Here is a 22051-nt window from a genome sequence, read left to right on the forward strand (position 1 = left end):
GGGGAATGCCTGCCGTGTTACCAGGGAGATTGGTGAACGCTGTACTGGAGGGCCTGGCGTCGAACCCCGCGCTGCCGGCCACGTTGCTCGACCGCCTGGTCACCCGCCCCGAGTTGGCGGCTGACCTGGCCGAACGCGCTGATCTCTCTCCTGCGCACGTGCGCGCGCTACTTGCGTATGGCGACTCCACAACCGTGTACACGCTGCTGGACAAGGGGTTGGTTCACCCGGCCGACATACCCATCACCAACGAATCGGTCGCCTTGGTGGTGACCGGAAGCCCTGACGCCGATCCCGGACTGGCTCGCGCACTGGCGTTCCACCCGGACCCCGCCGTCCGCGCGCGGCTCCCGGAATGGGCCTGCTCGCTGCCCGCCGACGTGATCGACCTGCTGGCCCGCGACTCGGACCCGTCCGTGGTCGCCGAGTTGGTTCTCTTCCAACCATTACCTCCTGGTTTGGCCGAGTCGCTGAGCAGCCATCCGAGCCTCGACGTGCGCCGGGCTCTGGCTTCCAGTCCGCACACGCCCGCGTCGGTGCTGACCTCGCTGAGCTCCGAGGACGCCCTGGCCCGCGAACTTGCCGCGAACCCCGCGACGCCCGGCGCCGTGGCCGCGGACCTGCTGCGCCACCACGTATCCCGCTACTTCCTGGCCGAACGCACCGACCTGCCTGCCGACGTCTACGAGCAGCTCGCCTCGGAGCTGGAACCCGGCATCCTGTCGCAGCTGGCCGCGAACCCCGCCGTCCCCGTGCCGGTCCTGCGCCAGCTCACCGCGACCCGCGCCCTGCGTCTCGTGCTCCTGCGCAACCCGGCGATCCCGCTGGACCTCCTGGTGGAACTGGCTCCCGTCGCGCGGATCGGCCCCGATCCGGTGCCGCGCATCGCTTCCGCTTCCGTCGCGGAACTTCGGGAGCTGGCCTCGTCTCGGGTGGCGCAGGTGCGGATGCTGGTGGCCGCGCGTCCCGACCTGCCCGCGGACCTGTTCGCCGGTCTGGTGCCTGATCCCGATGCCGGAGTCGCCGCCGCGGTCGCCGTCCATCCTCTGGTGACGGTCGCGCAGCTGTGGGAGCTCGTCGAACGGCACGGGCCTCAGGTGTGCCCGAGGGTGGCGCGGAATCCGCTGTGCCCGCCGGAGTTGTTGCACCACATGGCTTCGCGGGCCGGTTCGGTGGAGAAGACGTACCGGGCCGTCGCACGACACCCTGCCGCCTGGGGTGAGACTTTGTTGCTGTGCATGGAGGATGCGCAGGCACGGCACCTGGCCGCCGCGCATCCGCACCTGCCGGTGCCGACGATCGTGGAGTTGATGGGGAGTGAATTCACGGCGGGCGCGGCGGCGGCGAACCCGTCACTGCCGGTGCACGTGATGGAGGACCTGGTGAACAGGAGCGAGGTATGAGCGACTACCACCACTTGATGAGGTTGGTCTGCTCCTTGCGCACCACGTACCCGTTGGCCGCGTAGAACTCCCGCGCGTGCATCCGGTTCGCCCCGGTCACCAGCCGGACACCGGCGGCACCATCGGCCCGCGCCCACTCCTCTCCGGCGGCCAGCAACGCCCTCCCCACACCGCGGCGCTGGTGGCGCGGCGAGATGGCGAGCGTGATCAGGTTCTTCAGCGGCCGGTGATAGGTGTTCTCGTAGTCGCTCAGCTGGATGTACCCGAGCACCTCGGTGCCGTCGTCCGCCACGAACAGCACCACGTTGGGCGCCTTGATGATCCGTGAGAGCTGGGCCGCCGTGTCCTCCAGCGGGAAGTCGTAGTCCAGCGCTTCGCGGTTGATCTGGCGGATCGCCGGCGCGTCTTCGGCCAGCACGTCCCGGATCTGCAACTCGACCCCCTCGGTTGACTCCTCCAGCTAACCACGCTGGGCGAGACGGGCGACTCGGCTGGACACAAACGGGATCGCGCTGCAACGCTCGAACCCGAGGTGATGACGTGCGCGCTCCCCGACGACGCTTCGACATGTCCGCCGTGATCGAGTTGCTGCTCGGGGTGCCGACGGTGCTGAGCAGCCTGCTGCTCATCACGCTCGTCGGCAGGGCCGTGACGCCGGAGAGGCCCTGGCTGTTTCCGGTGGTGTGGCTGGTTTCCGGCGTGATCGTGTTCCTGCCGGCCACGGGCAAGTTGCTGGCGGCACTGGTGCACGGGATGCGCGGGCCGACCGGCACGGAGCGGGCCGCGCTGGAGCCGTTGCTGGGGGCGGCGTGTGGTGCGGCCGGGGTGGATCCGGGGAGGTACCGGCTGCGGATCCAGAACTCCAAGGAGATCAACGCGATGGCCGTGGGCGGGCACGTCGTGGGGGTGTCGACGGCGGCGTTGCAGTTGCCGCGCGAGCAGCTCGAAGCGGTGCTGGCGCACGAGATCGGGCATCACCTGGCCGGGCACACGAAGATCTCGTTGCTGCGCTGGTGGTTCGAGTTGCCGGCGCGTGCGACGGTGTGGCTGGTCATCATCATCGGACTGGGCATCTACCTGGCGGGCGACAAGATCGGCACGACCGGGGCCAAGGTCATCAGCTTCGTGCTGATCGTGGCACTCGGCGTCGCGGCTGTGCTGGTCAGCCCGTGGGTGTTGCTGGTGCCGGTGATCGCGCCGCTGCTGGCCCTGGCGAGCAGGAAGGCCGAGTTGCACGCGGACCGGGTCGCGGCCGAGCTCGGGTACCGGCTGGTGCTGCTGGAAGTGTTGCAGCGCTGGGTGAAGGAGGGGCACGACGAGCAACGGGCCCGGGCCGGGTTCAAGGCGCGGATGCTGGCCTCGCACCCGTCGTGCGCGCTGCGCATCAGCAAATTGCGCGGAGAAAGGCGAAGGCCCCCAAGCCGGAGCCTGGGGGCCTGAACCGTCACGCCAGTGGCGGTGTGTACAACGCCGGTACGGCTGATGCGGCCGCGGTGTCCAGCAGCCACAACGTCCTGCGGCGGCCGGTGGCACCGGCGGCGGGGATCTGCACCTCGCCGGCGCCGTCCAGCGCCATGGCCACGGCGGCGGCCTTGGCCTCGCCGGTGGTCATCAGCCAGACCTCCTGCGCGCACCGCACCGACGCCAGCGTCAGCGACACGCGCGTCGGCGGTGGCTTCGGGCAGTTGCGCACGGCCACGACCGTCCGCTCCTTCTCGTGCACGGCAGGGGAATCGGGGAACACCGACGCCACGTGGCCCTCCTCGCCGACGCCCAGAAGGCAGACGTCGAACGTGGGCACGTCGCCGTGGTCCTCCGGCCGCGCAAGCGAAGCCAGCACAGCGGCGTAAGCCTCAGCGGCGGCCTCGGGGTCGTCGCCGAACTTGCCGTCCGAAGGCTCCATCACGTGCACCCGCGACGGGTCCAGCGGAACGTGGTCCAGCAGCGCGGCACGGGCCTGCGTCTCGTTGCGGTCCGGGTGACCGGACGGCAGGAAGCGCTCGTCTCCCCAGAACAGGTCCACCCGCGACCAGTCCACCGCGTCACGCGCGGCGCCCCGGTTCAGGTGCTCCAGCACGGCGGTGCCGGTGCGGCCGCCGGTCAGCACGACGGACGCGGAGCCGCGCGCGGCCTGGGCGTCGACCATGCGGGTCACCAGGCGGGCCGCCGCGGCGGCGGCCAGAAGGTCGCCGTCGCGGTGGACCACCACTTGCGAATTGCTCACGAACCAGCCTTCGCCTTCGACTTCTTGGGTGCGGAACCGTTGGCGGCCTCCGAGGCGGCAGCGGGAGCCTCCTCGGGTGCCTCCGGCTTCGCGGACGGCGTGCGGCCCCGCGAGATCTTCGACAGCGACTTCAACGCCGCCGCGTAGACCTCGTCCGGGTCGAGCCTGCGCAGTTCCTCGGCGAGGCAGTCACGCACCGAACGACGCTGCAGCGCGACCCGCCGCGAAGGCTGGCCGGGCTGGGTCAGCGTGCCGACCTTGCCGTCCGGGCGCAGCAGGTCGACGGCGCCGGAGGGACGGCCGAGCCGCACCTCCACGATGCCTTCACCCGACGTCGCCTTGAAGCGCTTGGCCGAGACCTTCAGCCGGTCCGTCAGCCACGCGGCGAGCAGATCGGTGGACGGTGAGTCGGCCTCGCCGGTCACCTCGGCGTCCACGACCTTCTCGTAGGGCGGCAGGTCCAGCGACGAGGCGAGCATGGCCCGCCACAACGTCAGCCGCGTCCACGCCAGGTCCGTGTCGCCCGGCGCGTAGTGCGCGCGCCGCGACTCCAGGGCCTTGATCGGGTTCTTCTCGGCCGCGGCGTCGGTGATGCGACGCTGCGCGAGCTGACCGATCGGGTCCTTCGACGGCGACACCGGCGCGTCGAACGGCCACCACGCCACGACCGGGGTGTCCGGCAGCAGCAGCGGCATGACGCACGAGGCGCCTTCCTTGGCCAGTTCCCCGTACAGACGAAGAACGACGACCTCCGAGGCTCCGGCGTCGCCACCGACGCGGATCTGCGCGTCCAGGCGAGGTGCCGCCTGACGAGCACCGCGGGCCACGACGATCACGCGACAGGGGTGCTCACGCGAAGCGTCGTTGGCCGCGTCGATCGCGGCGTCGGTGCGCTGGCCGTCCTCGGTCACGATCACGAGGGTCAGCACGCGACCGAGGGTCGTCGCACCGCCTTCGTCCCGCAGCCGGACCAGCCGCGAGTTGATCTGGGAGGTGGTGGTCGAGGGCAGGTCGATGATCACGGACGCCTCCAGTGCCTTCCGGTGCGAGCCGTCATCGCGTCCGCCGACGGCGGGCCCCACGTACCGGCCTTGTACTTCTCGAGCGCGGGTTCGTCCTTGCGAGCCCAGAACTCCAGCACCGGGTCCAGGATCTCCCAGGACAGCTCGACCTCGTCGTTCTTCGGGAACAGCGAAGGCTCACCGAGCAGGACGTCCAGCAGCAGCCGCTCGTAGGCCTCCGGCGACGACTCGGTGAACGAGTGGCCGTAACCGAAGTCCATCGTGACGTCGCGGACTTCCATCGTGTTGCCCGGCACCTTCGACCCGAAGCGGATCGTCACGCCCTCGTCCGGCTGAACCCGGACCACCAGGGCGTTCTGGCCGAGCTCCTCGGTCGCCGTGTCGTCGAACGGCAGGTGCGGCGCCCGCTTGAACACGACGGCCACCTCGGTGACGCGACGGCCCAGGCGCTTGCCGGTGCGCAGGTAGAACGGCACCCCGGCCCAGCGGCGGGTGTTGACCTCGCAGGTGATCGCGCCGAACGTCTCGGTCTTCGACTCGGGCGAGAAACCGCCCTCCTCCAAGAGCCCGGGGACCTTCTGGCCGCCCTGCCAGCCACCGGTGTACTGGCCGCGCGAGGTGGTCTCCTCGAACGGCTCCGCGGGACGCGTCGCCGAGAGGATCTTCACCTTCTCCGCCCGCAGGTCCGACGGCTTGAAGGAGACGGGCTCCTCCATCGCGATCAGCGCGAGCAGTTGCAGCAGGTGGTTCTGGATGACGTCGCGCGTCGCGCCGATGCCGTCGTAGTAGCCCGCGCGGCCACCGAGACCGATGTCCTCGGCCATGGTGATCTGCACGTGGTCGACGTAGTTCGAGTTCCAGATGGGTTCGTACAGCTGGTTCGCGAACCGCAGCGCCAGGATGTTCTGCACGGTCTCCTTGCCGAGGTAGTGGTCGATGCGGAACACCGACTCCTCGGGGAAGACCTCGTTGACCGTGCGGTTCAGTTCCTTGGCGGACTTCAGGTCGTGACCGAACGGCTTCTCGATGACGACGCGGCGCCACTGGTCCGGTGCCGTCTGGGCGAGACCCGCGCGCTTGAGCTGGTTGACCACCGTCGGGAACGCGCCCGGCGGGATCGACAGGTAGAACGCGTGGTTGCCGCCCGTGCCGCGCTCGGCGTCGAGCTGGGCCAGGCACGAGGCCAGGTTGTCGAACGACGCGTCGTCGTCGAACGTGCCCTGCACGAACCGGATGCCCTCGGCGAGCTGCTGCCACACGGCCTCGTTGAACGGCGTGCGCGCGTGCTCCTTCACCGCGTCGTGGACGACCTTCATGAAGTCCTGGTCGGCCCAGTCGCGGCGGGCGAAGCCCACCAGACCGAAGCCCGGCGGCAGCAGACCCCGGTTCGCGAGGTCGTAGATCGCGGGCATCAGCTTCTTGCGCGACAGGTCACCGGTGACACCGAAGATGACCAGCGCGCTCGGGCCCGCGATGCGGGGCATGCGCTTGTCTCGCGCGTCCCGCAGCGGGTTGTGCCACTTGGCGGATGGGGTCACGAGCCGTCCTCCTGGACTGCCTCGACGAGCTGGGCCAAGCCGGCGATGCGGTCCTCGAGGTGAAGACGCAGCACCGGGCGACCGTGTTCGGCCAGCACCTGACCGTCGCCGAGCGCCTGCGCGAGCTGCAGCTGCGCCAGCGTGTAGGGACGGCCGGGCACCTCCAGGTCGTCACCGGACTCGCCGGTGATCTGGATGAACACGCCGTTCTGGTGACCGCCCTTGTGGTACTGGCCGGTCGAGTGCAGGAAGCGCGGACCCCAGCCGAACGTGGTCTGCAGGTGCGTCCTCTTCGCGATCTCCGCACGGAGCAGCTCGAACGACGCGTCGTCGATCCTGTCCAAGTACGCCTGAACCGAGATGTAGCCGTGGTCGGGCGCCACTTCAACGATCGCCGCAAGCGCTTCCGCGACGGTGTTGACCTTCCTCGGTGCCCAGTCCGTGCCGTGTCCCTCGACCGGTCCGTCCACAAAGGACGGGACGGTCGCGGCGACGGCCGGCGCGTCGAGCAGCGCGCGGGAGGCCTTCTTCGCGGCCTCGACGTCGGGCTGGTCGAACGGGTTGATGCCGAGCACCCGGCCGACGAGCGCGGTCGCGTACTCCCACAGCAGGAACTGCGCGCCCAGCGGACCCTCGACCGCGATGTTCGCCGACCCGGTGGCCGGTCCGATCGCGACGGTGGTGGCGTCCGACCGTGCGTCCACGAACCCGGGAGCGCCGGGACCCTCGACGACGACGGGCAGCAGGCCGGTGCCGTTCTTGCCCGTCGACTCGGCGATGAGCTGCTCGGCCCAGTCGCCGAAGCCCTTGATGCCGGACCCGGTGTCCGCGAAGACGATCTTCTCGGCACCGTGCGCGTGCGCGGCGCCGAAGACACCGGCCAGCACGACCGCCGGGTTCTCCACGGAGTCCTGCGACACGACCTTCGCGACCTCGGCCGCGTCGTCGAGCAGCGTTTCGACGTCGGCACCGGCCAGGTAGGACGGCACCAGGCCGAACGCGGTCAGCGCCGAGTAACGGCCACCGACGTTCGGGTCGGCCAGGAACGCCTTGCGGTAGCCCGCTTCCTCGGACGCCTTCTGCAGGGGCGAGCCGGGGTCGGTGACCACCACGATGCGGGACGCGGCGTCGATGCCCGCGTCCGTGAAAGCCTTCTCGAAGATGCGCCGGTGGCTGTCGGTCTCGACCGTTCCACCGGACTTGGACGACACCACGATCACCGTGCGCTCGAGATCACCGGCAAGGGCGTCGGCGACCTGGGCGGGATCGGTGGTGTCCAGCACGACCAGCGGCACGCCGGCCGTGCGCGTGATCACCTCGGGGGCCAGCGACGAGCCACCCATGCCGGCGAGAACGACGCGGTCGACGCCCTCGTCGTGCAGTGCGGCGCGCAGCGCCACGAGATCGGGGAGCAGCGCACGGGACGTCTCGTGCAACGTCGTCCAGGAGAGGCGAATGCTCGCCTCGGACTCGGCTTCCGGCCCCCACAGGGTCGGGTCCTGCGCGGTCAGCTTGCTCGGCACCGAATCCGCGACCAGGTCAGCAGCGATGATGCTGACCTGGTCGGCGTTCGGTGACCTCACGATTTCGACGGAGGTCACTTCGTGATCAGCCCTTCAGTTGAGCCAGTTGGTTCTTCACCGTCTCGAGCAACTCTTCCCAGGACTTCTCGAACTTCTCGACACCCTCGGTCTCCAGCGTGACGAACACGTCCTGGAGGTCGATTCCCACGGCGGCGAGCCGGTCGAACACTTCCTGGCCCTCGGCAGCGCGTCCGGTGACCGTGTCACCGGTGATCTTGCCCCCGTCTGCGACGGCGTGCAGCGTCTTCTCCGGCATCGTGTTGACGACGTCGGCGACGACGAGCTGGTCGACGTAGAGGGTGGGGGAGTAGCTCGGGTCCTTCACGCCGGTCGACGCCCACAGTGGACGCTGCGCGTGCGCGCCGTCCGCCTTGAGAGCCTCCCAGCGCTCGCCCTGGAACGTCTTCTCGAACGCTCCGTAGGCGATCCACGCGTTGGCGAGAGCGGCCTTGCCCTTGAGCGCGGTCGCCTCGTCCGTGCCGATCTTGTCGAGCCGCTTGTCGATCTCGGTGTCCACCCGGGACACGAAGAACGACGCGACCGAGTGGATCGAGCGCAGGTCGTGGCCGTTGGCCTTGGCCTGCTCCAGGCCGGCGACGTAGGCGTCCATGACGGCCTCGTAGCGCTCGACCGAGAAGATCAGCGTGACGTTGACGGAGATGCCCTCGGCGATCACCTTGGTGATGGCCGGGATGCCCGCCTCGGTGGCCGGGATCTTCACCAGCAGGTTCGGCCGGTCCACGGTCTTCCGCAGGTCCTGCGCCTCGGCCACGGTCTTGTCCGTGTCGAACGCCAGGCGCGGGTCGACCTCGATGGAGACGCGGCCGTCCACACCGCCGGTCGAGTTGTAGATGTCGCGGAACTTGTCGCACGCGTTGCGCACGTCCGTCGTCGTGACCTCGCGGATGGTCGCCTCGACGTCGGCGCCGCGCGACGACAGCTCACGCACCTGCTCGTCGTAGGACTCGCCCTTCGACAGCGCGCCCGCGAAGATCGTCGGGTTCGTCGTGACACCGACGACGTTCCAGTCGCGGATCAGCTCGTCCAGGTTGCCGCTGGTGAGCCGCTCGCGGGACAGGTCGTCGAGCCAGATGGACACTCCGGCGCCGGACAGGGCGGCCAGATTCGGCTTGCTCACTGAATTAACCCCTCACTCGGTCAAGGGAACGGCGGGCGGCGGCCACGACGTTCTCGGTCGTGAAGCCGAACTCCTTGAACAGGACCTGGTAGTCGGCCGAGGCACCGAAGTGCTCGATCGAGACGATCTCGCCGTTGTCGCCGACGTAGCGGTACCACGGCTGCGCGATACCGGCTTCCACCGCGACGCGCGCCTTGACCGACGACGGGATGACCGACTCGCGGTACTCGGCGTCCTGCTTCTCGAACCACTCGACCGACGGCATGGACACCACCTGCACTGCAACGCCGTCGGCCTGCAGGGCCTTCCCGGCCTCGGCGGCGACCTGCAGCTCAGAGCCTGTGCCGATGATCACGATCTCGGGGTTCTCGTCACCGAAGAGCACGTAACCACCGCGCTTGACGCCCTCCGCGGAGGTGCCTTCCAGCGTCGGCAGGTTCTGCCGGCTCAGCGCGAACCCGACCGGGCCGAGCTGCTCGATGACGGCCTTCCACGCGTACGCGGTCTCGTTGGCGTCACCGGGGCGGACCACGGTGAAGTCCGGGATCGCGCGCAGGGCGGCGAGGTGCTCGATCGGCTGGTGCGTCGGGCCGTCCTCGCCCAGGCCGATGGAGTCGTGCGTCCACACGTACGTGACGGCGGCCTGCATGATCGCCGCGAGACGCACGGCGGGACGCATGTAGTCGGAGAACACGAGGAACGTGCCACCGAACGGGCGGGTCGGGCCGTGCAGCGCGATGCCGTTGAGGATCATGCCCATCGCGTTCTCACGGACACCGAAGTGCAGCACGCGGCCGTACGGGTCGGCGCTCCACATGCCCGTGGAGATCGACTCCGGGCCGAACGACTTGGCGCCCTTGATGGTCGTCAGGTTCGACTCGGCCAGGTCGGCCGAACCGCCCCAGAGCTCGGGCAGGTGCTTGGCCAGCGCGTTGATGACCTCGCCGGAGGCCTTGCGGGTCGGCACGCCCTTCGCGTCCACCGGGTAGACCGGCAGATCGGCGTCCCAGCCCTCGGGCAGCTCGCGGGCGACCAGGCGGTCCAGCAGGGCCTTGTTCCCGGGGTTGGCCGAAGCCCACGCGTCGAACGACTTCTGCCACTCGGCCTTGGCGTGCTCGCCGCGCTTCACGACCTCGCGGGCGTGCGCCAGCACCTCGTCGGCGACCTCGAAGGTCTGCTCGGGGTCGAACCCGAGGATCTGCTTGGTGGCCTTGACCTCGTCGACGCCCAGCGCGGCGCCGTGCGCGGCACCGGTGTTCTGCTTGTTCGGCGCCGGGTAGCCGATGATCGTGCGCAGCAGGATGAACGACGGCTTGTCGGTGACGGCCTTGGCCTTCTCGACGGCCTCGAGGATGCCCTTGACGTTCTCGCCGGACTCCACGACCTGGACGTGCCAGCCGTAGGCCTCGTAGCGCTTCGCGGTGTCCTCGGACAGCGCGATCGTCGTGTCGTCCTCGATGGAGATCTTGTTGTCGTCGTAGAAGACGACCAGGTTGTCCAGCTGCTGCGTGCCCGCGAGCGACGAGGCCTCGGAGGTGACGCCCTCCTCGATGTCACCGTCGGAGGCGATCACGTAGACGTGGTGGTCGAACGGGCTCTGGCCCTGCGCGGCCGACGGGTCGAACAGGCCGCGCTCGCGGCGGGCGGCCATGGCCATGCCCACGGCGGCGGCGAGGCCCGAGCCCAGCGGGCCGGTGGTGATCTCGACACCCCTGGTGTGGCCGTGCTCCGGGTGACCCGGCGTCTTCGAGCCCCACTTGCGCAGGGTCTTGAGGTCGTCGAGCTCCAGGCCGTACCCCGACAGGAACAGCTGGACGTACAGCGTCAGGCTCGAGTGCCCGGCGGAGAGCACGAACCGGTCGCGGCCGATCCAGTCCGCGTCCGCGGGGTCGTGCCGCATGATGCGCTGGAACAACGTGTACGCGAGCGGTGCGAGACTCATCGCCGTGCCGGGATGGCCGTTGCCGACGTTCTGCACGGCGTCCGCCGCGAGCACGCGCGCGGTGTCCACGGCGCGCTTGTCGAGGTCGGTCCAGTCGTCAGGCAGATCGGCTTTGGTGAGCCGGGCGATGTCGTCGGTGACGGTCACGGACTTACAGCTCCAAACTTGTCGCTAGGGCGGGTGCCCAGCTCGTTCGGAATCGATCCCGAAGAGCCTCACCCGCGTCTCTCCCACGTCCTCCGGCCAGCCTAGTCCTGAGAGATTCAGATGTTGCTCTGAAAGGTCCCAGGCACGTGTGTGCCGGGGCACACCAGCACCCGAACGGGCTGTGAATTCTTTACGCGGTTACCATCAGTCGCTGGATTTCACACCTGTCTCAACACGAGGAGCGTTCCCGCGATGAGTGCCGTCCTCGAGGCCCCCAGGTCGCCTCGCCAGGTTGTTGGCGCTTACGTGGCGCTCACCAAACCGCGGGTCATCGAGCTCCTGCTGATCACCACGATCCCCGCGATGCTCCTCGCCCAGCACGGCCTGCCGCCCCTGTGGCTCATCGCCTGCACCCTCACCGGCGGCACTCTCGCCGCGGGGTCGGCAAATGCCCTCAACTGCTTCGTCGACGCCGACATCGACTCGGTCATGAAGCGGACGGCGGCCCGCCCGCTCGCGCACAACGCCATTCCGCCGCGCAACGCCCTGATCTTCGGCATCGTGCTCGGAATCGTCTCGTTCGCGTTCCTGTGGATCTTCGTCAACCTGATGTCGGCCGCGTTCGCGGTGGCGACCATCCTCTTCTACATCTTCGTCTACACGCTGGTGCTCAAGCGCCGCACCTCCCAGAACATCATCTGGGGCGGCATGGCGGGCTGCATGCCGGTGATCATCGGCTGGTCGGCGGTGACGGGCACCGTCGAGTGGCCGGCGCTCGTCATGTTCGGCGTCATCTTCTTCTGGACCCCGCCGCACACCTGGGCCCTCGCGATGAAGTTCAAGGAGGACTACGCCCGAGCAGGCGTGCCCATGCTGCCCGTGGTGGCGACAGCTCAGCAGGTGACGCGGCAGATCGTGATCTACAGCTGGATCACCGTCGTCTGCACGCTCGCCCTCGCTCCCGTCACCTCCTGGATCTACGTGGCGGTCGCGGCGCTGTCCGGCGTGTGGTTCGCCGTCTTCGCCCACAAGCTGCACAACGTCGTGCGCCGCGGCGGATCCACGAACACCATGAAGTTCTTCCACATGTCGAACCTCTACCTGATGCTGGTGTTCTGCGGTCTCGCCGTCGACGCCGTTGTCGGGTTGCCGGTGCTTGGCTGGCCGTTCTAGCTGCACCTCCAGTCGTACGGCTGTGGCGCCTGTTGAGTTCACCGTCACCGGTGGTGAAGGTTCACCACTGGACTTCGTCGCGGCACTGACACCCGCGTCCTCCCTGGTCGTGATCACCGATCCGGGCGGGTGGGCGCAGGTCAGCCAGGGGCTGGCCGTCGGATCGACCGCCTCCGCCGTGGTCACGACCGAGGTGCGGGTGCTGCGGTTCGCGGTGCTCGACCTCCGGCACTTCTCGTCGGCCTCGTCGCTGCCCTCGCTCGCGGACGTGCCGGGCGACGTGGTGGCGCTGCACGACACGCGCTCCTGGGACTCCGCTCCGGTGGTCGCGTCGTTGCGCGCACTCGGCCGGCCGGTCGTGCTCTTCACCGCCGTGCACACCTGGGTGTCCGGTGTGGACGCTTCGTCCGTGTTGATCGGGTGGAGCGCGCCGCACGTCGTGCTCGCGGTGCCCCTCGGGTGCGGCGAGGGCCGGGTCGAGGACGTCCTCTGGCAGTTCCGGGAGCTGGAGCGCCGGGGTGCGATGACCTACACCTCCCTGCCCGCGCCGCCGGTGGTCGCGGACCGCGCCGTCACCGTGATGGTCGCGCTGCCCGGAGCGACCGAGGGCATCGCGGGAGCGTTGCGGCCAGGCGCGGACTACGAGGTGTGGGCACGCGTCGGGGCGCACGGCACCGTTCTGCCGGGGGACCTCGTGCTGCGGGCCGTGCTGAGCATGCCGGGGCGTCCGGTCCAGTCCGAGTCGTTCGTGCTGCCTTGGGACGGACCCAGCTCCTGGGTGAGCTTCGAGGTCACCACGCCGTACGCCTCCGTGCCGTGGACCGGTGAACTGGTCATCTACCACGGAGTCGTGCCGGTGCACGTCCAGCAGGTGGTGCTGCCGGTCGGGGCGGGCGAGTCCCGGACGGTTCCGCGGCTGAAGCTCACCCGCACGTTCGCCGATCTCGCGCCCTCCTCGTCGCGGGCGGCGTCCGTTCTCGTGCTCGGTGACCGGGCTCTGGTGTCGACGGGCGGAGTGCCGTCGTGGGTCAGCCTGGGCGGCTGCTCGCTGCCGCTGCCGGCGTTGTCCGCGCTGGATCCCTGGTACGGCAAGGACTTTCCGGCCTACTGCGCGGATCTCGCGTTCCTCGCCCGACAGGGATCGGCGGTGTACGCGCGGCTGTTCGGTGATCTCGGGCTCGCCGACGCCGTCCGGCGGGCCGCGCGGGTGACCGGTCGTCCGGCCGGGCTGATGGTGGCGTCCCCCGATGCCGGTTCGGTGCCGTGGCCGATGATCTACGACCTGCCGTTCACGGACGGGCCGCACCGGTTGTGCGCGTCGGTCGGGCAGTTCGGTCCGTTCGGTGCCGGGGGAGAGGTGCCCGCGCACTGCCCGGTGGCCGACCACAGCGGGAACGTGTTGTGCCCCTTCGGTTTCTGGGGCCTGTCCAGCGTGCTGGAGCACCCGGTCGGGCCGCTGGTGGCGCGTGTCTCGCCGCGCCCGTGGCCGTTCGAGGTGTCGATGGCGGTCGACGCGGGGATGGACCGGGGCCTGACCGAGCGGCACGTCACCGAGCTGATGTCGCAGATCTCGCCGGAGTCCGTGTCGTCGGCCTACGTCACCCCCGCTGAACTGGGGCGGGTGCTGGCCGGTGAGTCGATGGACGTCGTGCACCTGCATTTCCGCGAGGGGTTCCTCGACGCCGAGGAGATCGCACGGTGGGACCGCGAGGGCGTGTGGCCTCGTCCGCACTGGCCCGTGCGCAAGCCGTTGGTCGTGGGGACGTCACCGATGGGGAGCCTGGTGTCCTCGTTCGTCGAGCACGGCGCGTCGGGTGTCATCAGTCCCGAGGTAGCCGTGCCGCAGGACATGGCCGGCTGGGTCACGGGCATGGTGCTGTCGCGGCTGGCGTCGGGCCTGAGCGCCGGGGAGGCGTTGCGGCAGGTTCGCTGGGAGATGCTCAGTCGTGGCAACGTGATGGGACTCGCGTACGGGTTGTGCGGAAGTGCGGATCTCCGGGTTCGCTGAACCGGCGGCGTCGGCTGATCGTTTACCTGGGCATGCTGAACTCGCAGGCCCAGATCCGTCAGGCCGTCGCGGAACTGATCGAGGCCTTCGGTGACCGGCTGCCGGACGAGGTGATCTTCGAGGTGGCCGCAGCCACGCATGCCGAACTACGCCGCACCGCGACCGTGCACGCTCATCTCGCCGTGCTCACCGCACGGCGCGCGGCCCGTGAACTCGCGTTCACCGCCATGGGAGTCACGATGCCTCAACAGCAGACCGCAGGCCTCACGCCTGCTCGCTGACCCGCAAATAGACGGTCTGGGCGCGGCTCACGGCCGTGCGCGCAAGACGTGACAACTCGCTGAGGTGCGCGAACGCGGCGTGGAAGTCCATGTCGACGAGAGGCGCCCACGACAGTGCGACGTCATGCATGCGTGCCGGATCGGCCTTGACGAGCTGCGCCACGAGCGCATCAGGGAGTGCGACAACGTCGTCATCGGGCAGAGGCGCCCACACCTCGTTGAACACCTCATGCCACACGACAACGGCTTCGCGCGGGTCGTAGCCGCCGGCCGCGACCGACTCCGTGCCGTTTTCGACGAAGAACGTGCTCAGGACGCCACCTTGGTCAGCAGGTCCTCGACGCACGGGTCGTCGAGGGACTCAACGATGCACTTCCACAACAGGAGGTTCGTCTCGGCCCACTTCGTGTAGGTCGCGGCGGCCTCCGAGTCGTAAAAGTAGTAGCCCTCGTCGGCTTTGCCCACCTGCTCGCCCACGATCTTGTGCGCGAGCTCGCGCAACGTGATGCCGTTCTCCTGGAGGTACTTGTGCGCCAGGACGACCGGCGTGACCGGCAGTGCCTTGAACAGCGTGTCCGCGTCGGACAACGCCTGCGCCTCCAGCGAGATGTCCCGGGAACGGGTGCGCATCTCGGCCTCGACGACGATCCGCTCGATCCACTCGATGTCGCCCAGAGAGACGCCGGCGACGAACAGGACCTTGCGGCGCAACGCCTCGCCGTCCGTGGGGAGAGAGTTGCGGCGGACCATGTAGTTCAGGTCGTGCACCAGCGCGGCGACCTCGACGATGTCTCGCGCAGCCCCATTGCGCTCGGCGAAGTGCACGGACTTGTCCCGGACGAAGCTCACGTGGTGCCAGCCGTGGAACTGCAGCTTCGCGGCCAGGTCCTCGCACAGCCGCCTCACGCGCTGCTCCACGTCCGCGATGACAGACCTCGGAATCAATGTGCGCGTACGCATCATCAGCCCTCCTGACAGGTGGGCTGATGGTAAGCGTGTCGCGGCGGCCTCGGCTGGCCTTCACAGGTGGTTCGTCAGATCCTCCAGACGGTCCTCCACCGGCACGTGCCGGTGGCTGATTCCGGTGTCCGGGTCGTAGCTGAGGCTCCACGGGTTCACGGCACGTGACTTGACCAGGAACGTCATGGTCCCGTCCGCCGCTCGCGGGATGCGGTGGAACTCGTGCGCGAGCATCGTGCCGGTGGTGCCCTCGGCGCACTGGGTGCGGTTCGTGAGCTCCGTGCCGACGACCGTGCGGCCACCGACGCCGAGCCGGGCGTCAAAACGTTCGTGCAGGTAGGCGCCGCTCAGGATGGTGGTGCAGAAGTGGTAGCGGTGGTTGTGCACCGAGTCGGCGTAGCCGGTCCGCCAGTCGCTCAGCGGTTTGTACTCGTGCAGCCAGAACGTGAACGGTTCGTCCGCTTCGTCGCGCAGGCACCACGCGTAATGCGTCGTCGTCTCACGTGAATGCGCGATCACCCAGGTCGCCTCCTGGGGTGTGAGGCCGTCGATGTGCGCGCGAAGCTCTTTGCGCAACCCGGGACGGGCCGCCCATTCGCGAAACCACGTGCCGACATCGGCCCAGTGGTCCACGACGGGGAATTCGGCGCGCTGCACCCGAGTGGCGAGCTCCTCGAGCGCGGACACCCCGGTGAACTCGGCTAGCAAGATCGATCAGCTCCTCAACTGAGCGGATGCGGAGAATTCGCGACGGAATGCGTGGAACTTGCCTTCGAGCTCCGTGAAACCGTCGGTGGTGAGCGTCTCGCCGGTGATCTTCTCGAACAGCGCCAGGAAGTCGTTCCTGGAAGTCGCTGGCGTGATGGCGAAGTGGTAGCCGGCCTTGGAATTGCTGATGCGCAGGAACTCCGCGCGTTCCATCGCGTAAAGGAACGAACTCTCGGTGAACCTGAGCGTGCGCGGATACGGCCTGAGCACTCCCGCGGTGTTGCTGTAGAGCGTGAGCCACGCCGAGTCGTCGAACAACTCGAGCCGATCGAGCGGCGGATCCGAAACGATGGTGACATCGATCCTGGAACACCGGCTGCGAGCCGCGTAGAGCCCGACGAGACCGATGCCGATCTGCTCCTTGAGCCGTTTCTGGATCTCGTCGTAGTTCCCGTCCGCGCCTTCGTTGCGCAACAGGTACCGCGCGCGTCCGCTGATGGCGTTGTCGTCACGCGGGTCGGCCAGCACGGCCCTGAGCTCGCACTCCGTCTGACTGAGCAGCACCCTGCCCGCCGCGTACCGGCCCGCGAACCCGCGGAAGCAGTACAGCCGCGTCCGCTCCAGGTCCTGCATCATGAGCTGGTTGAACACCGGATCCGGCTTGGCCGTCGGCTCGAACACGTGACTGGGGAAGAACTCGCGATCGAGCGCCCGATACTCCTGGGTGAGTTCCCGGAGAGCCTTGCGACTCTCCTCGATCACCGGAGCGAGAAGCGCCTTCTGCGCCGCTTTCGACGTGATCAACGTCTGCGTGAAGCTCACGACCGCCGAAATGAGAGTGCCGGTACCCAGCGCTGTCAGCAGGTTTCTCGCTGTCCCGGAATCCATTTGACTGGAAATGGCCAGCGACGCACCCGACGTCACGACGAGTATGAGGAGGAGCAACCCGGTCCGAGTCCAGAACAACTCCTGGATCAGGTTGCTGCGGATGCCTCCGGCCTCCGCGGACACGAGTCTCCACCTCCTGGATCACCGGATTGGCTGCTACCCGAACGGACGAATGCGGTCGGTGTCCGATCAAGTGCGAGGAGTTACTGTACGCGTCGGTCAAAAGATAAGGAAGCTGCTATTCGTGCGACATTCAGGACCGGAATAACCGCCCTTGGGCCCAGTCGTCGACCCGCATCCGTGCACTTCGGTGACGCCCTGTCGCGACTTGCCCCTCACGTGTCGGATGAGGGTGACCCACCCACCCGAACGCACCCACTGCGAGTGTTTTAGGCCGCCCGGTCGTCGCGGGTACTCCTCCGGCAGGCCGAGCCACCCCACCGCCTTCAGGACGAGGTCACGCGGCCTGCTACACGCCGCTCACACCCGTCCGAATACGCTCACCCACCATGCGTAACGTCCTGCTCATCGCTTCCCTGGCGCTCGTGGCGGCCACCGGCCTCGCCGGCTGCGGCAGCTCGGCCCAGCCCTCGGCCGGCGCGCCCACGACCCCCTGCAAGGCCGACGACTTCAAGGTCACCGGCGACTTCGGTGCGGCGCCCAAGGTCGAGATCCCCGCCTGCAAGCCCACCGACGAGCTCGTCATCAAGGACCTGGTGCAGGGCACCGGCGCCGAGGTGAAGGCGGGCACGACGGCCTCGGTCAACTACCAGCTCACGACGTTCTCCGACAAGAAGATCCTCGACAGCTCCTTCGAGCGCGGCGAGCCGTTCGACGTCGAGAACGTCGGCCAGGCGCCGGTCATCGACGGCTGGAACGAGGGCATCGTCGGACTCAAGGAGAAGGGCCGCCGGCTGCTGATCGTGCCGCCCGCCAAGGGCTACGGCCAGGGCGGGCAGGGCATCAAGGCGAACGAGACGCTCGTGTTCGTCATCGACGGCGTGAAGGTCACCCCCGCCGCCTGACACGAAAGCGAAACGGCCCCTCGGAACACCTGAGGGGCCGTTTTCTCATCGGTTCACGGCAGGAGCAGCAGCTTGCCGGTCGTCTTGCGCGACTGCAGGTCGGTGTGCGCCTGCGCCGCCTCCTCCAGCTTGTACCGGCCGCCGATCCGGATGTTCAGCGTCCCGGACGCGATCGCGGCGAACAGGTCCGACGCCCGCCAGTCGAGTTCCGCGCGATCCAGCAGGTAGGACCCGGTCGACGGACGCGTCAGGTACACGGACCCGGCCGCGTTGAGCCGCTGCGGGTCCACCGGCGGCACCGGCCCGGACGACGCCCCGAACAGCGCCAGCAGCCCGCGCGGCTTCAGCGACGCCAGCGACTGGTCGAACGTGTCGGCGCCGACCCCGTCGTAGACGACGTCGACCTTCTCGATCTGCGAGGCGAAGTCGCCGTACCGCAGCACCTGGTCCGCGCCGGCCTCCCGGCACAGCGCCTCCTTCTCGTCGGTCGACACCGTCGCGACGACGGTGGCGCCCTTCGACTTCACCCACTGCGTCAGCAGCAGCCCGACGCCGCCGGCCGCCGCGTGCACCAGCACCCGGTCGCCCTCCTTCACCACGTACGTCGAGTGGATCAGGTAGTGCGCGGTGATGCCCTGCAGCAGCGAGGCCGCTGCCAGTTCGACGTCCAGCCCGTCCGGCACCCGGACCGCGGACGCCGCGGGCACCACGACCTCCTCCGCGTAGCTGCCCAGCACGCCCATCCAGGCGACCTTGTCCCCGGCGGCGAAGTCGGGGGAGTTCGAGACGACGACCTCGCCGGCACCCTCCAGGCCCAGGGCGGTGGGCAGCGGGATCGCGTACTGGCCGCTGCGCTGGTACGTGTCGATGTAGTTGACGCCCGCCGCGGCCACCTTCACCAGCAGCTCGCCATCACCGGCCACGGGCGACGGCACGTCGGCGTACTCCAGCACCTCCGGGCCACCGGCCGAACGCACCACCACTGCCTTGGGCATCTGTCCTCCTTGATCGACTCACCCTGCTCAACCCGGGCCGTGACCCCGATGTTCCCCCTCCCAGCTGGTGGGAGCAAAAGGAGCGCGACCCTGGTAAGACCGATCCATGCGAAAAACAACCCTGCTGCTGATCGCATGCCTGCTCCTCATGGGAGCGCTTCCATCCCATGCCGCGTCCGCCAAGAAGGGCGTGAACGCGGCCGACGACCCCGGTCCCGCCGGCGCCGCCATGACCGCGCTGGACGCCCGCTGGTACTACACCTGGGCCTCGGACCGGCGAGGGATCCAGAGCAACGCCGAGTTCGTCCCGATGATCTGGGGCGCCGCCAGTGTCACCGACGCCGAGCTCGCCAAGGCGAAGGCCAACGGCCGGCAACTGCTGGGGTTCAACGAACCCGACATGGCGGGCCAGGCGAACATGACCGTCGAACGCGCCCTGGACCTGTGGCCACGCCTGCAGAGCACCGGACTGAGGCTCGGCGCACCCGGCGTCGCGTTCGGCGGTGACGTCGCGGGCGGGTGGCTCGACCGGTTCATGGCGGGAGCCAAGGCACGCAACCTGCGCGTCGACTTCATCCCGCTGCACTGGTACGGGCAGGACTTCTCCTCCGCGGCCACCGGCCACCTGGAGTCGTACCTGCGCAACGTCTACAACCGCTACAAGAAGCCGATCTGGCTCACGGAGTACGCGCTGATCGACTGGCGTTCCGGCCGCGCGGTCTACCCGAGCCAGCAACAGCAGACCGCGTTCGTCACCGCGTCGACCAGGATGCTCGACGGACTGTCCTTCGTGGAGCGCTACTCCTGGTTCACCCTGTCCACCAGGACAAGTCCGACCGGACTCTCCACCGGCACGGCGTTGACGGCGGCCGGCCAGGCCTACCGGCCCGCCTAGCACCGCACGTGCCGGTGTCCCTCGGTGGGGAACGCCGGTGGTGCGGCGGGGATCAGGTCGTGCAGCGCGTAGCCGCACTTGACCGCCACCCGGCAGGACGGGTGGTTGCCGACCGCGTGCACCAGTTCCAGCCGGGTGAGCGCGACCACGTCCTGGGTGCCCAACGCCCAGTGCGACAAGGTGTCCACCGCGCGGGCGGCGATTCCCAGCCCGCGAGCGTGGGCGGCGGTCCAGTAGCCGACCTCGGCTGTGCCGGCCGAGGTCGGCTTCACCACCACGTGGCCCAGTGGGGAACGGTCGTCGGCGACCACGGCGAAGCTGAGCCGGGTCGCTTTCGCCCAGGCGGCTTCCTGCGCGTCCAGCCACTGCCGGGCCTCGGCCTCGCCGGTCAGCGAGGTGGCCAGCCAGCGGCGCAGCAGCGGATCGCGGTGCGCCGCCACCAGTGCCGGGAGATCGTCCGCCCGCCACGGCCGCAACCGCAGAGCGGGCGCCGGCCCGGCGGGCGGTACGGAGAGGACGACCGTCATGGCCTGACTAGTCCTCGCCCAGGGCGACCCGGCGCGCGAGCCCCAGCGGCAGCGCGCCGGACCCCGCGATCCGGTCGTGGAAGTCGCGCAGCGATCCCAGCCCCGCGGCCAGGTACTCGTCACGGATCAGGTCGATCTCCAACGCCCCGGTCAGGTACGACGGCGCCTGCGTCGGCCGCGTGCAGTACCGCTTGACCTCGCCCACGGCGGTGCCGGGCGTCAGCGCCGTGCGCGCCACCATGAACGCTTCGGCCTCGGCCGGTGTCATGTCGCCGCAGTGCAGGGCCGTGTCGACGATCATCCGCGCCGCCCGGAACAGCCGCGCCTCGACGTGCCCCATCAACGCGCCCTGGGACGTGTAGTGGCCGACCGAGCGCAGCAGTTTCTCCGAGTACAGCGCCCAGCCCTCGGAGAAGTACGGCGTCCGGAACACCTTGCGCAACGGGTGCGCCGGGCCCTGCGCCGCCAGCCACGTCAGGTGCCAGTGGTGGCCGGGATAGGCCTCGTGCACCGAGATCGTCGGCAGCTGCGACCGCGCGTTGGTGCGCAGGCGGTGCGTGACCTGCTCGTCCGAGGCGCCGTCGGGCGTGAACGGCACGAAGAAGTAGCCGGCACGCCGCGACGTCAGCGCCGGCGGGCCGAGGTAGCTCGCCACCGCCATGACCGCGCGGTGGAACGGCGGCCCTGGCACCACGTGGCACTCCTCGCCCTCGGGCAGCGTCACCAGTGAGTGCTCGACCAGCGCGGCCCGCGCCCGTGCCGTCTCGGCCTCGTACTCGGCGCGCATCGCCTCCAGCGTCGGCGGGTGGTCGTCCTGCAGCGAGCTCATCACCGAACGCCAGTCCGGCGAGCCCGCGAGCTCGATCAGTTCGGCTTCCAGCTCCGCGTAGGCGTCCTGCCCGCGCTGGTGCAGCTCCGGTGCGCCGTAGCCGAGCATCTCCTTGTCCTGCAACAAGGCCGAGTAGAGCTTCTCGCCCATCCGCCAGTCGCCGGTCGCCCGCACGGCCAGGTCTTCGAGGAACGCCGCGTGCCGGTCGAACGCGTCGGCGGCGGGCCCGGCGGCCTCGGCCATCGCCGCGCGGAACTCCGGCGCCGCCTCCAGCGGCAGCGAGTCCAGCAGGAACGACCGGCCTGTCCGCACCTGGTCCAACGCTCGCCGCACGACCAGCGGCGATGCCAGGGACGCGTCGAGGTTCGCCTCGGCGGCGGCGAGCACCGCGGGCACCTGGCGCAGTTTCGCGACCGTGGAGGCGACGATGTCGGCCTCGGGCAGCAGCCGATGCAGGAACGGCGCCAGCAGCCCGAAGAACACCACCCCGGCGTACTCGTGCGGGTCGCGCCGCCATCCCGGCCACGTCTCGTGCGCCGACGCTCCGCGCAGCACCGACAGCGCCAGATCGCGGTCCACCGACCTCGGCAACGGCTCCAGCCGCGCCAGCCACTCCTCGGTCTCCCTGGCCCGTTGCTCGAACGCGCCTGCCGAGAAATCTCCGAAGGTGGAGTAGTGCTCCAGCGAGCCGGCCTGCGCCGCGTGCGCGGGGTGGTGGTCGAAGTACCACGTGAGGAACGACGTGAGCGTGTCGGTGGTCACCCG

General features: G+C 69.3%; 21 protein-coding genes. 7 read left to right on the top strand and 14 right to left on the bottom strand.

Features of this window, described 5'->3' with window-relative positions:
- Positions 1–32 precede the first annotated feature (32 nt).
- On the top strand, positions 33–1403 hold the full coding sequence (locus SK854_RS33895; protein WP_319979197.1) for a hypothetical protein: 1371 nt from the start codon (positions 33–35) through the stop codon (positions 1401–1403).
- Between the two features lie 4 nt (positions 1404–1407).
- Here the strand turns inward: SK854_RS33895 and SK854_RS33900 are convergent, their stop codons facing one another.
- Positions 1408–1836 carry a GNAT family N-acetyltransferase gene (locus tag SK854_RS33900; RefSeq protein WP_319979198.1) on the bottom strand — a complete coding sequence of 143 codons (429 nt, stop codon included), beginning with the start codon at positions 1834–1836 and terminating at the stop codon, positions 1408–1410.
- Positions 1837–1943: 107 nt separating this feature from the next.
- Between SK854_RS33900 and SK854_RS33905 the strand changes: the two genes are divergently transcribed.
- Positions 1944–2843, top strand: coding sequence for a M48 family metalloprotease (locus SK854_RS33905; RefSeq protein WP_319979199.1), 900 nt, complete (start codon positions 1944–1946; stop codon positions 2841–2843).
- Positions 2844–2847: 4 nt separating this feature from the next.
- Here SK854_RS33905 and pgl read toward each other — a convergent pair whose 3' ends face one another.
- From pgl to tkt, 6 genes are read right to left on the bottom strand one after another with little or no spacing between them, the layout of a single operon-like run.
- Positions 2848–3627, bottom strand: coding sequence for a 6-phosphogluconolactonase (gene pgl, locus SK854_RS33910; protein ID WP_319979200.1), 780 nt, complete (start codon positions 3625–3627; stop codon positions 2848–2850).
- Positions 3624–4649 (bottom strand): glucose-6-phosphate dehydrogenase assembly protein OpcA, encoded by a 1026-nt coding sequence (gene opcA / locus SK854_RS33915; protein WP_319979201.1) that lies wholly within the window; start codon positions 4647–4649, stop codon positions 3624–3626. Before opcA ends, pgl begins: the two co-directional genes overlap by 4 nt.
- On the bottom strand, positions 4646–6133 hold the full coding sequence (zwf, locus tag SK854_RS33920) for a glucose-6-phosphate dehydrogenase (protein ID WP_319979265.1): 1488 nt from the start codon (positions 6131–6133) through the stop codon (positions 4646–4648). The genes opcA and zwf overlap by 4 nt, the downstream gene beginning before the upstream one ends.
- A gap of 50 nt (positions 6134–6183) precedes the next feature.
- Positions 6184–7770 carry a glucose-6-phosphate isomerase gene (locus SK854_RS33925; RefSeq protein ID WP_319979202.1) on the bottom strand — a complete coding sequence of 529 codons (1587 nt, stop codon included), beginning with the start codon at positions 7768–7770 and terminating at the stop codon, positions 6184–6186.
- Positions 7771–7795: 25 nt separating this feature from the next.
- Positions 7796–8908 (bottom strand): transaldolase, encoded by a 1113-nt coding sequence (tal, locus tag SK854_RS33930; RefSeq protein WP_319979203.1) that lies wholly within the window; start codon positions 8906–8908, stop codon positions 7796–7798.
- A 4-nt stretch (positions 8909–8912) separates the two neighbouring features.
- The gene (gene tkt / locus SK854_RS33935) at positions 8913–10997 is read right to left on the bottom strand and encodes a transketolase (protein WP_319979204.1); all 2085 of its coding nucleotides are present in this window, start codon (positions 10995–10997) and stop codon (positions 8913–8915) included.
- A 252-nt stretch (positions 10998–11249) separates the two neighbouring features.
- Between tkt and SK854_RS33940 the strand changes: the two genes are divergently transcribed.
- Genes SK854_RS33940 through SK854_RS33950 form a run of 3 tightly spaced genes read left to right on the top strand, consistent with a single transcriptional unit; the run spans position 11250 to position 14459 of the window.
- Positions 11250–12170, top strand: a complete 921-nt coding sequence (locus tag SK854_RS33940; RefSeq protein ID WP_093601302.1) for a heme o synthase — start codon at positions 11250–11252, stop codon at positions 12168–12170.
- 22 nt (positions 12171–12192) lie between these two features.
- The gene (locus SK854_RS33945; RefSeq protein ID WP_319979205.1) at positions 12193–14178 is read left to right on the top strand and encodes a hypothetical protein; all 1986 of its coding nucleotides are present in this window, start codon (positions 12193–12195) and stop codon (positions 14176–14178) included.
- Between the two features lie 32 nt (positions 14179–14210).
- Positions 14211–14459 (top strand): three-helix bundle dimerization domain-containing protein, encoded by a 249-nt coding sequence (locus SK854_RS33950; protein WP_319979206.1) that lies wholly within the window; start codon positions 14211–14213, stop codon positions 14457–14459.
- On the opposite strand, the gene SK854_RS33955 is transcribed toward SK854_RS33950, so the two are convergent.
- From SK854_RS33955 to SK854_RS33970, 4 genes are read right to left on the bottom strand one after another with little or no spacing between them, the layout of a single operon-like run.
- Positions 14443–14805 carry a hypothetical protein gene (locus tag SK854_RS33955; protein ID WP_319979207.1) on the bottom strand — a complete coding sequence of 121 codons (363 nt, stop codon included), beginning with the start codon at positions 14803–14805 and terminating at the stop codon, positions 14443–14445. The two genes, SK854_RS33950 and SK854_RS33955, sit on opposite strands and share 17 nt — an antisense overlap.
- Positions 14769–15419: an HD domain-containing protein gene (locus tag SK854_RS33960; RefSeq protein ID WP_406601862.1), complete on the bottom strand. Its 651-nt coding sequence runs from the start codon at positions 15417–15419 to the stop codon at positions 14769–14771. The genes SK854_RS33955 and SK854_RS33960 overlap by 37 nt, the downstream gene beginning before the upstream one ends.
- Before the next feature lie 60 nt (positions 15420–15479).
- Complete coding sequence (locus tag SK854_RS33965; protein WP_319979209.1) at positions 15480–16127, bottom strand: hypothetical protein; 648 nt, start codon at positions 16125–16127, stop codon at positions 15480–15482.
- A 6-nt stretch (positions 16128–16133) separates the two neighbouring features.
- Positions 16134–17138 carry a hypothetical protein gene (locus tag SK854_RS33970; protein WP_319979210.1) on the bottom strand — a complete coding sequence of 335 codons (1005 nt, stop codon included), beginning with the start codon at positions 17136–17138 and terminating at the stop codon, positions 16134–16136.
- Between the two features lie 386 nt (positions 17139–17524).
- Here SK854_RS33970 and SK854_RS33975 point away from each other — a divergent pair, with 386 nt between their 5' ends.
- Positions 17525–18040, top strand: a complete 516-nt coding sequence (locus SK854_RS33975) for an FKBP-type peptidyl-prolyl cis-trans isomerase (protein WP_093601314.1) — start codon at positions 17525–17527, stop codon at positions 18038–18040.
- 53 nt (positions 18041–18093) lie between these two features.
- Here the strand turns inward: SK854_RS33975 and SK854_RS33980 are convergent, their stop codons facing one another.
- A complete protein-coding gene (locus SK854_RS33980) occupies positions 18094–19035 on the bottom strand; it encodes a quinone oxidoreductase family protein (RefSeq protein ID WP_319979211.1) in 942 nt (313 codons plus the stop codon).
- A gap of 106 nt (positions 19036–19141) precedes the next feature.
- On the opposite strand from SK854_RS33980, the gene SK854_RS33985 reads away from it, so the two are divergent.
- Positions 19142–19930 carry a glycoside hydrolase family protein gene (locus tag SK854_RS33985; protein WP_319979212.1) on the top strand — a complete coding sequence of 263 codons (789 nt, stop codon included), beginning with the start codon at positions 19142–19144 and terminating at the stop codon, positions 19928–19930.
- Here the strand turns inward: SK854_RS33985 and SK854_RS33990 are convergent.
- Together SK854_RS33990 and SK854_RS33995 are read right to left on the bottom strand one after the other, a co-directional pair.
- Positions 19927–20457, bottom strand: coding sequence for a GNAT family N-acetyltransferase (locus SK854_RS33990; protein WP_319979213.1), 531 nt, complete (start codon positions 20455–20457; stop codon positions 19927–19929). The two genes, SK854_RS33985 and SK854_RS33990, sit on opposite strands and share 4 nt — an antisense overlap.
- A 7-nt stretch (positions 20458–20464) precedes the next feature.
- Positions 20465–22048 (bottom strand): DUF885 domain-containing protein, encoded by a 1584-nt coding sequence (locus SK854_RS33995; protein WP_319979214.1) that lies wholly within the window; start codon positions 22046–22048, stop codon positions 20465–20467.
- Between the last annotated feature and the right edge of the window lie 3 nt (positions 22049–22051).

This window comes from Lentzea sokolovensis, from assembly GCF_033949975.1.
Classification (GTDB): Bacteria; Actinomycetota; Actinomycetes; order Mycobacteriales; family Pseudonocardiaceae; genus Lentzea; species Lentzea sokolovensis.

Coding starts and splice junctions, on each gene's coding strand:
- SK854_RS33985 (WP_319979212.1), top strand. CDS start 19,142: ATGCGAAAAACAACCCTGCTGCTGATCGCATGCCTGCTCCTCATGGGA.
- SK854_RS33950 (WP_319979206.1), top strand. CDS start 14,211: ATGCTGAACTCGCAGGCCCAGATCCGTCAGGCCGTCGCGGAACTGATC.
- SK854_RS33980 (WP_319979211.1), bottom strand. CDS start 19,035: ATGCCCAAGGCAGTGGTGGTGCGTTCGGCCGGTGGCCCGGAGGTGCTG.
- SK854_RS33940 (WP_093601302.1), top strand. CDS start 11,250: ATGAGTGCCGTCCTCGAGGCCCCCAGGTCGCCTCGCCAGGTTGTTGGC.
- zwf (WP_319979265.1), bottom strand. CDS start 6,133: ATGCCCCGCATCGCGGGCCCGAGCGCGCTGGTCATCTTCGGTGTCACC.
- SK854_RS33990 (WP_319979213.1), bottom strand. CDS start 20,457: ATGACGGTCGTCCTCTCCGTACCGCCCGCCGGGCCGGCGCCCGCTCTG.
- SK854_RS33975 (WP_093601314.1), top strand. CDS start 17,525: ATGCGTAACGTCCTGCTCATCGCTTCCCTGGCGCTCGTGGCGGCCACC.
- SK854_RS33960 (WP_406601862.1), bottom strand. CDS start 15,419: ATGCGTACGCGCACATTGATTCCGAGGTCTGTCATCGCGGACGTGGAG.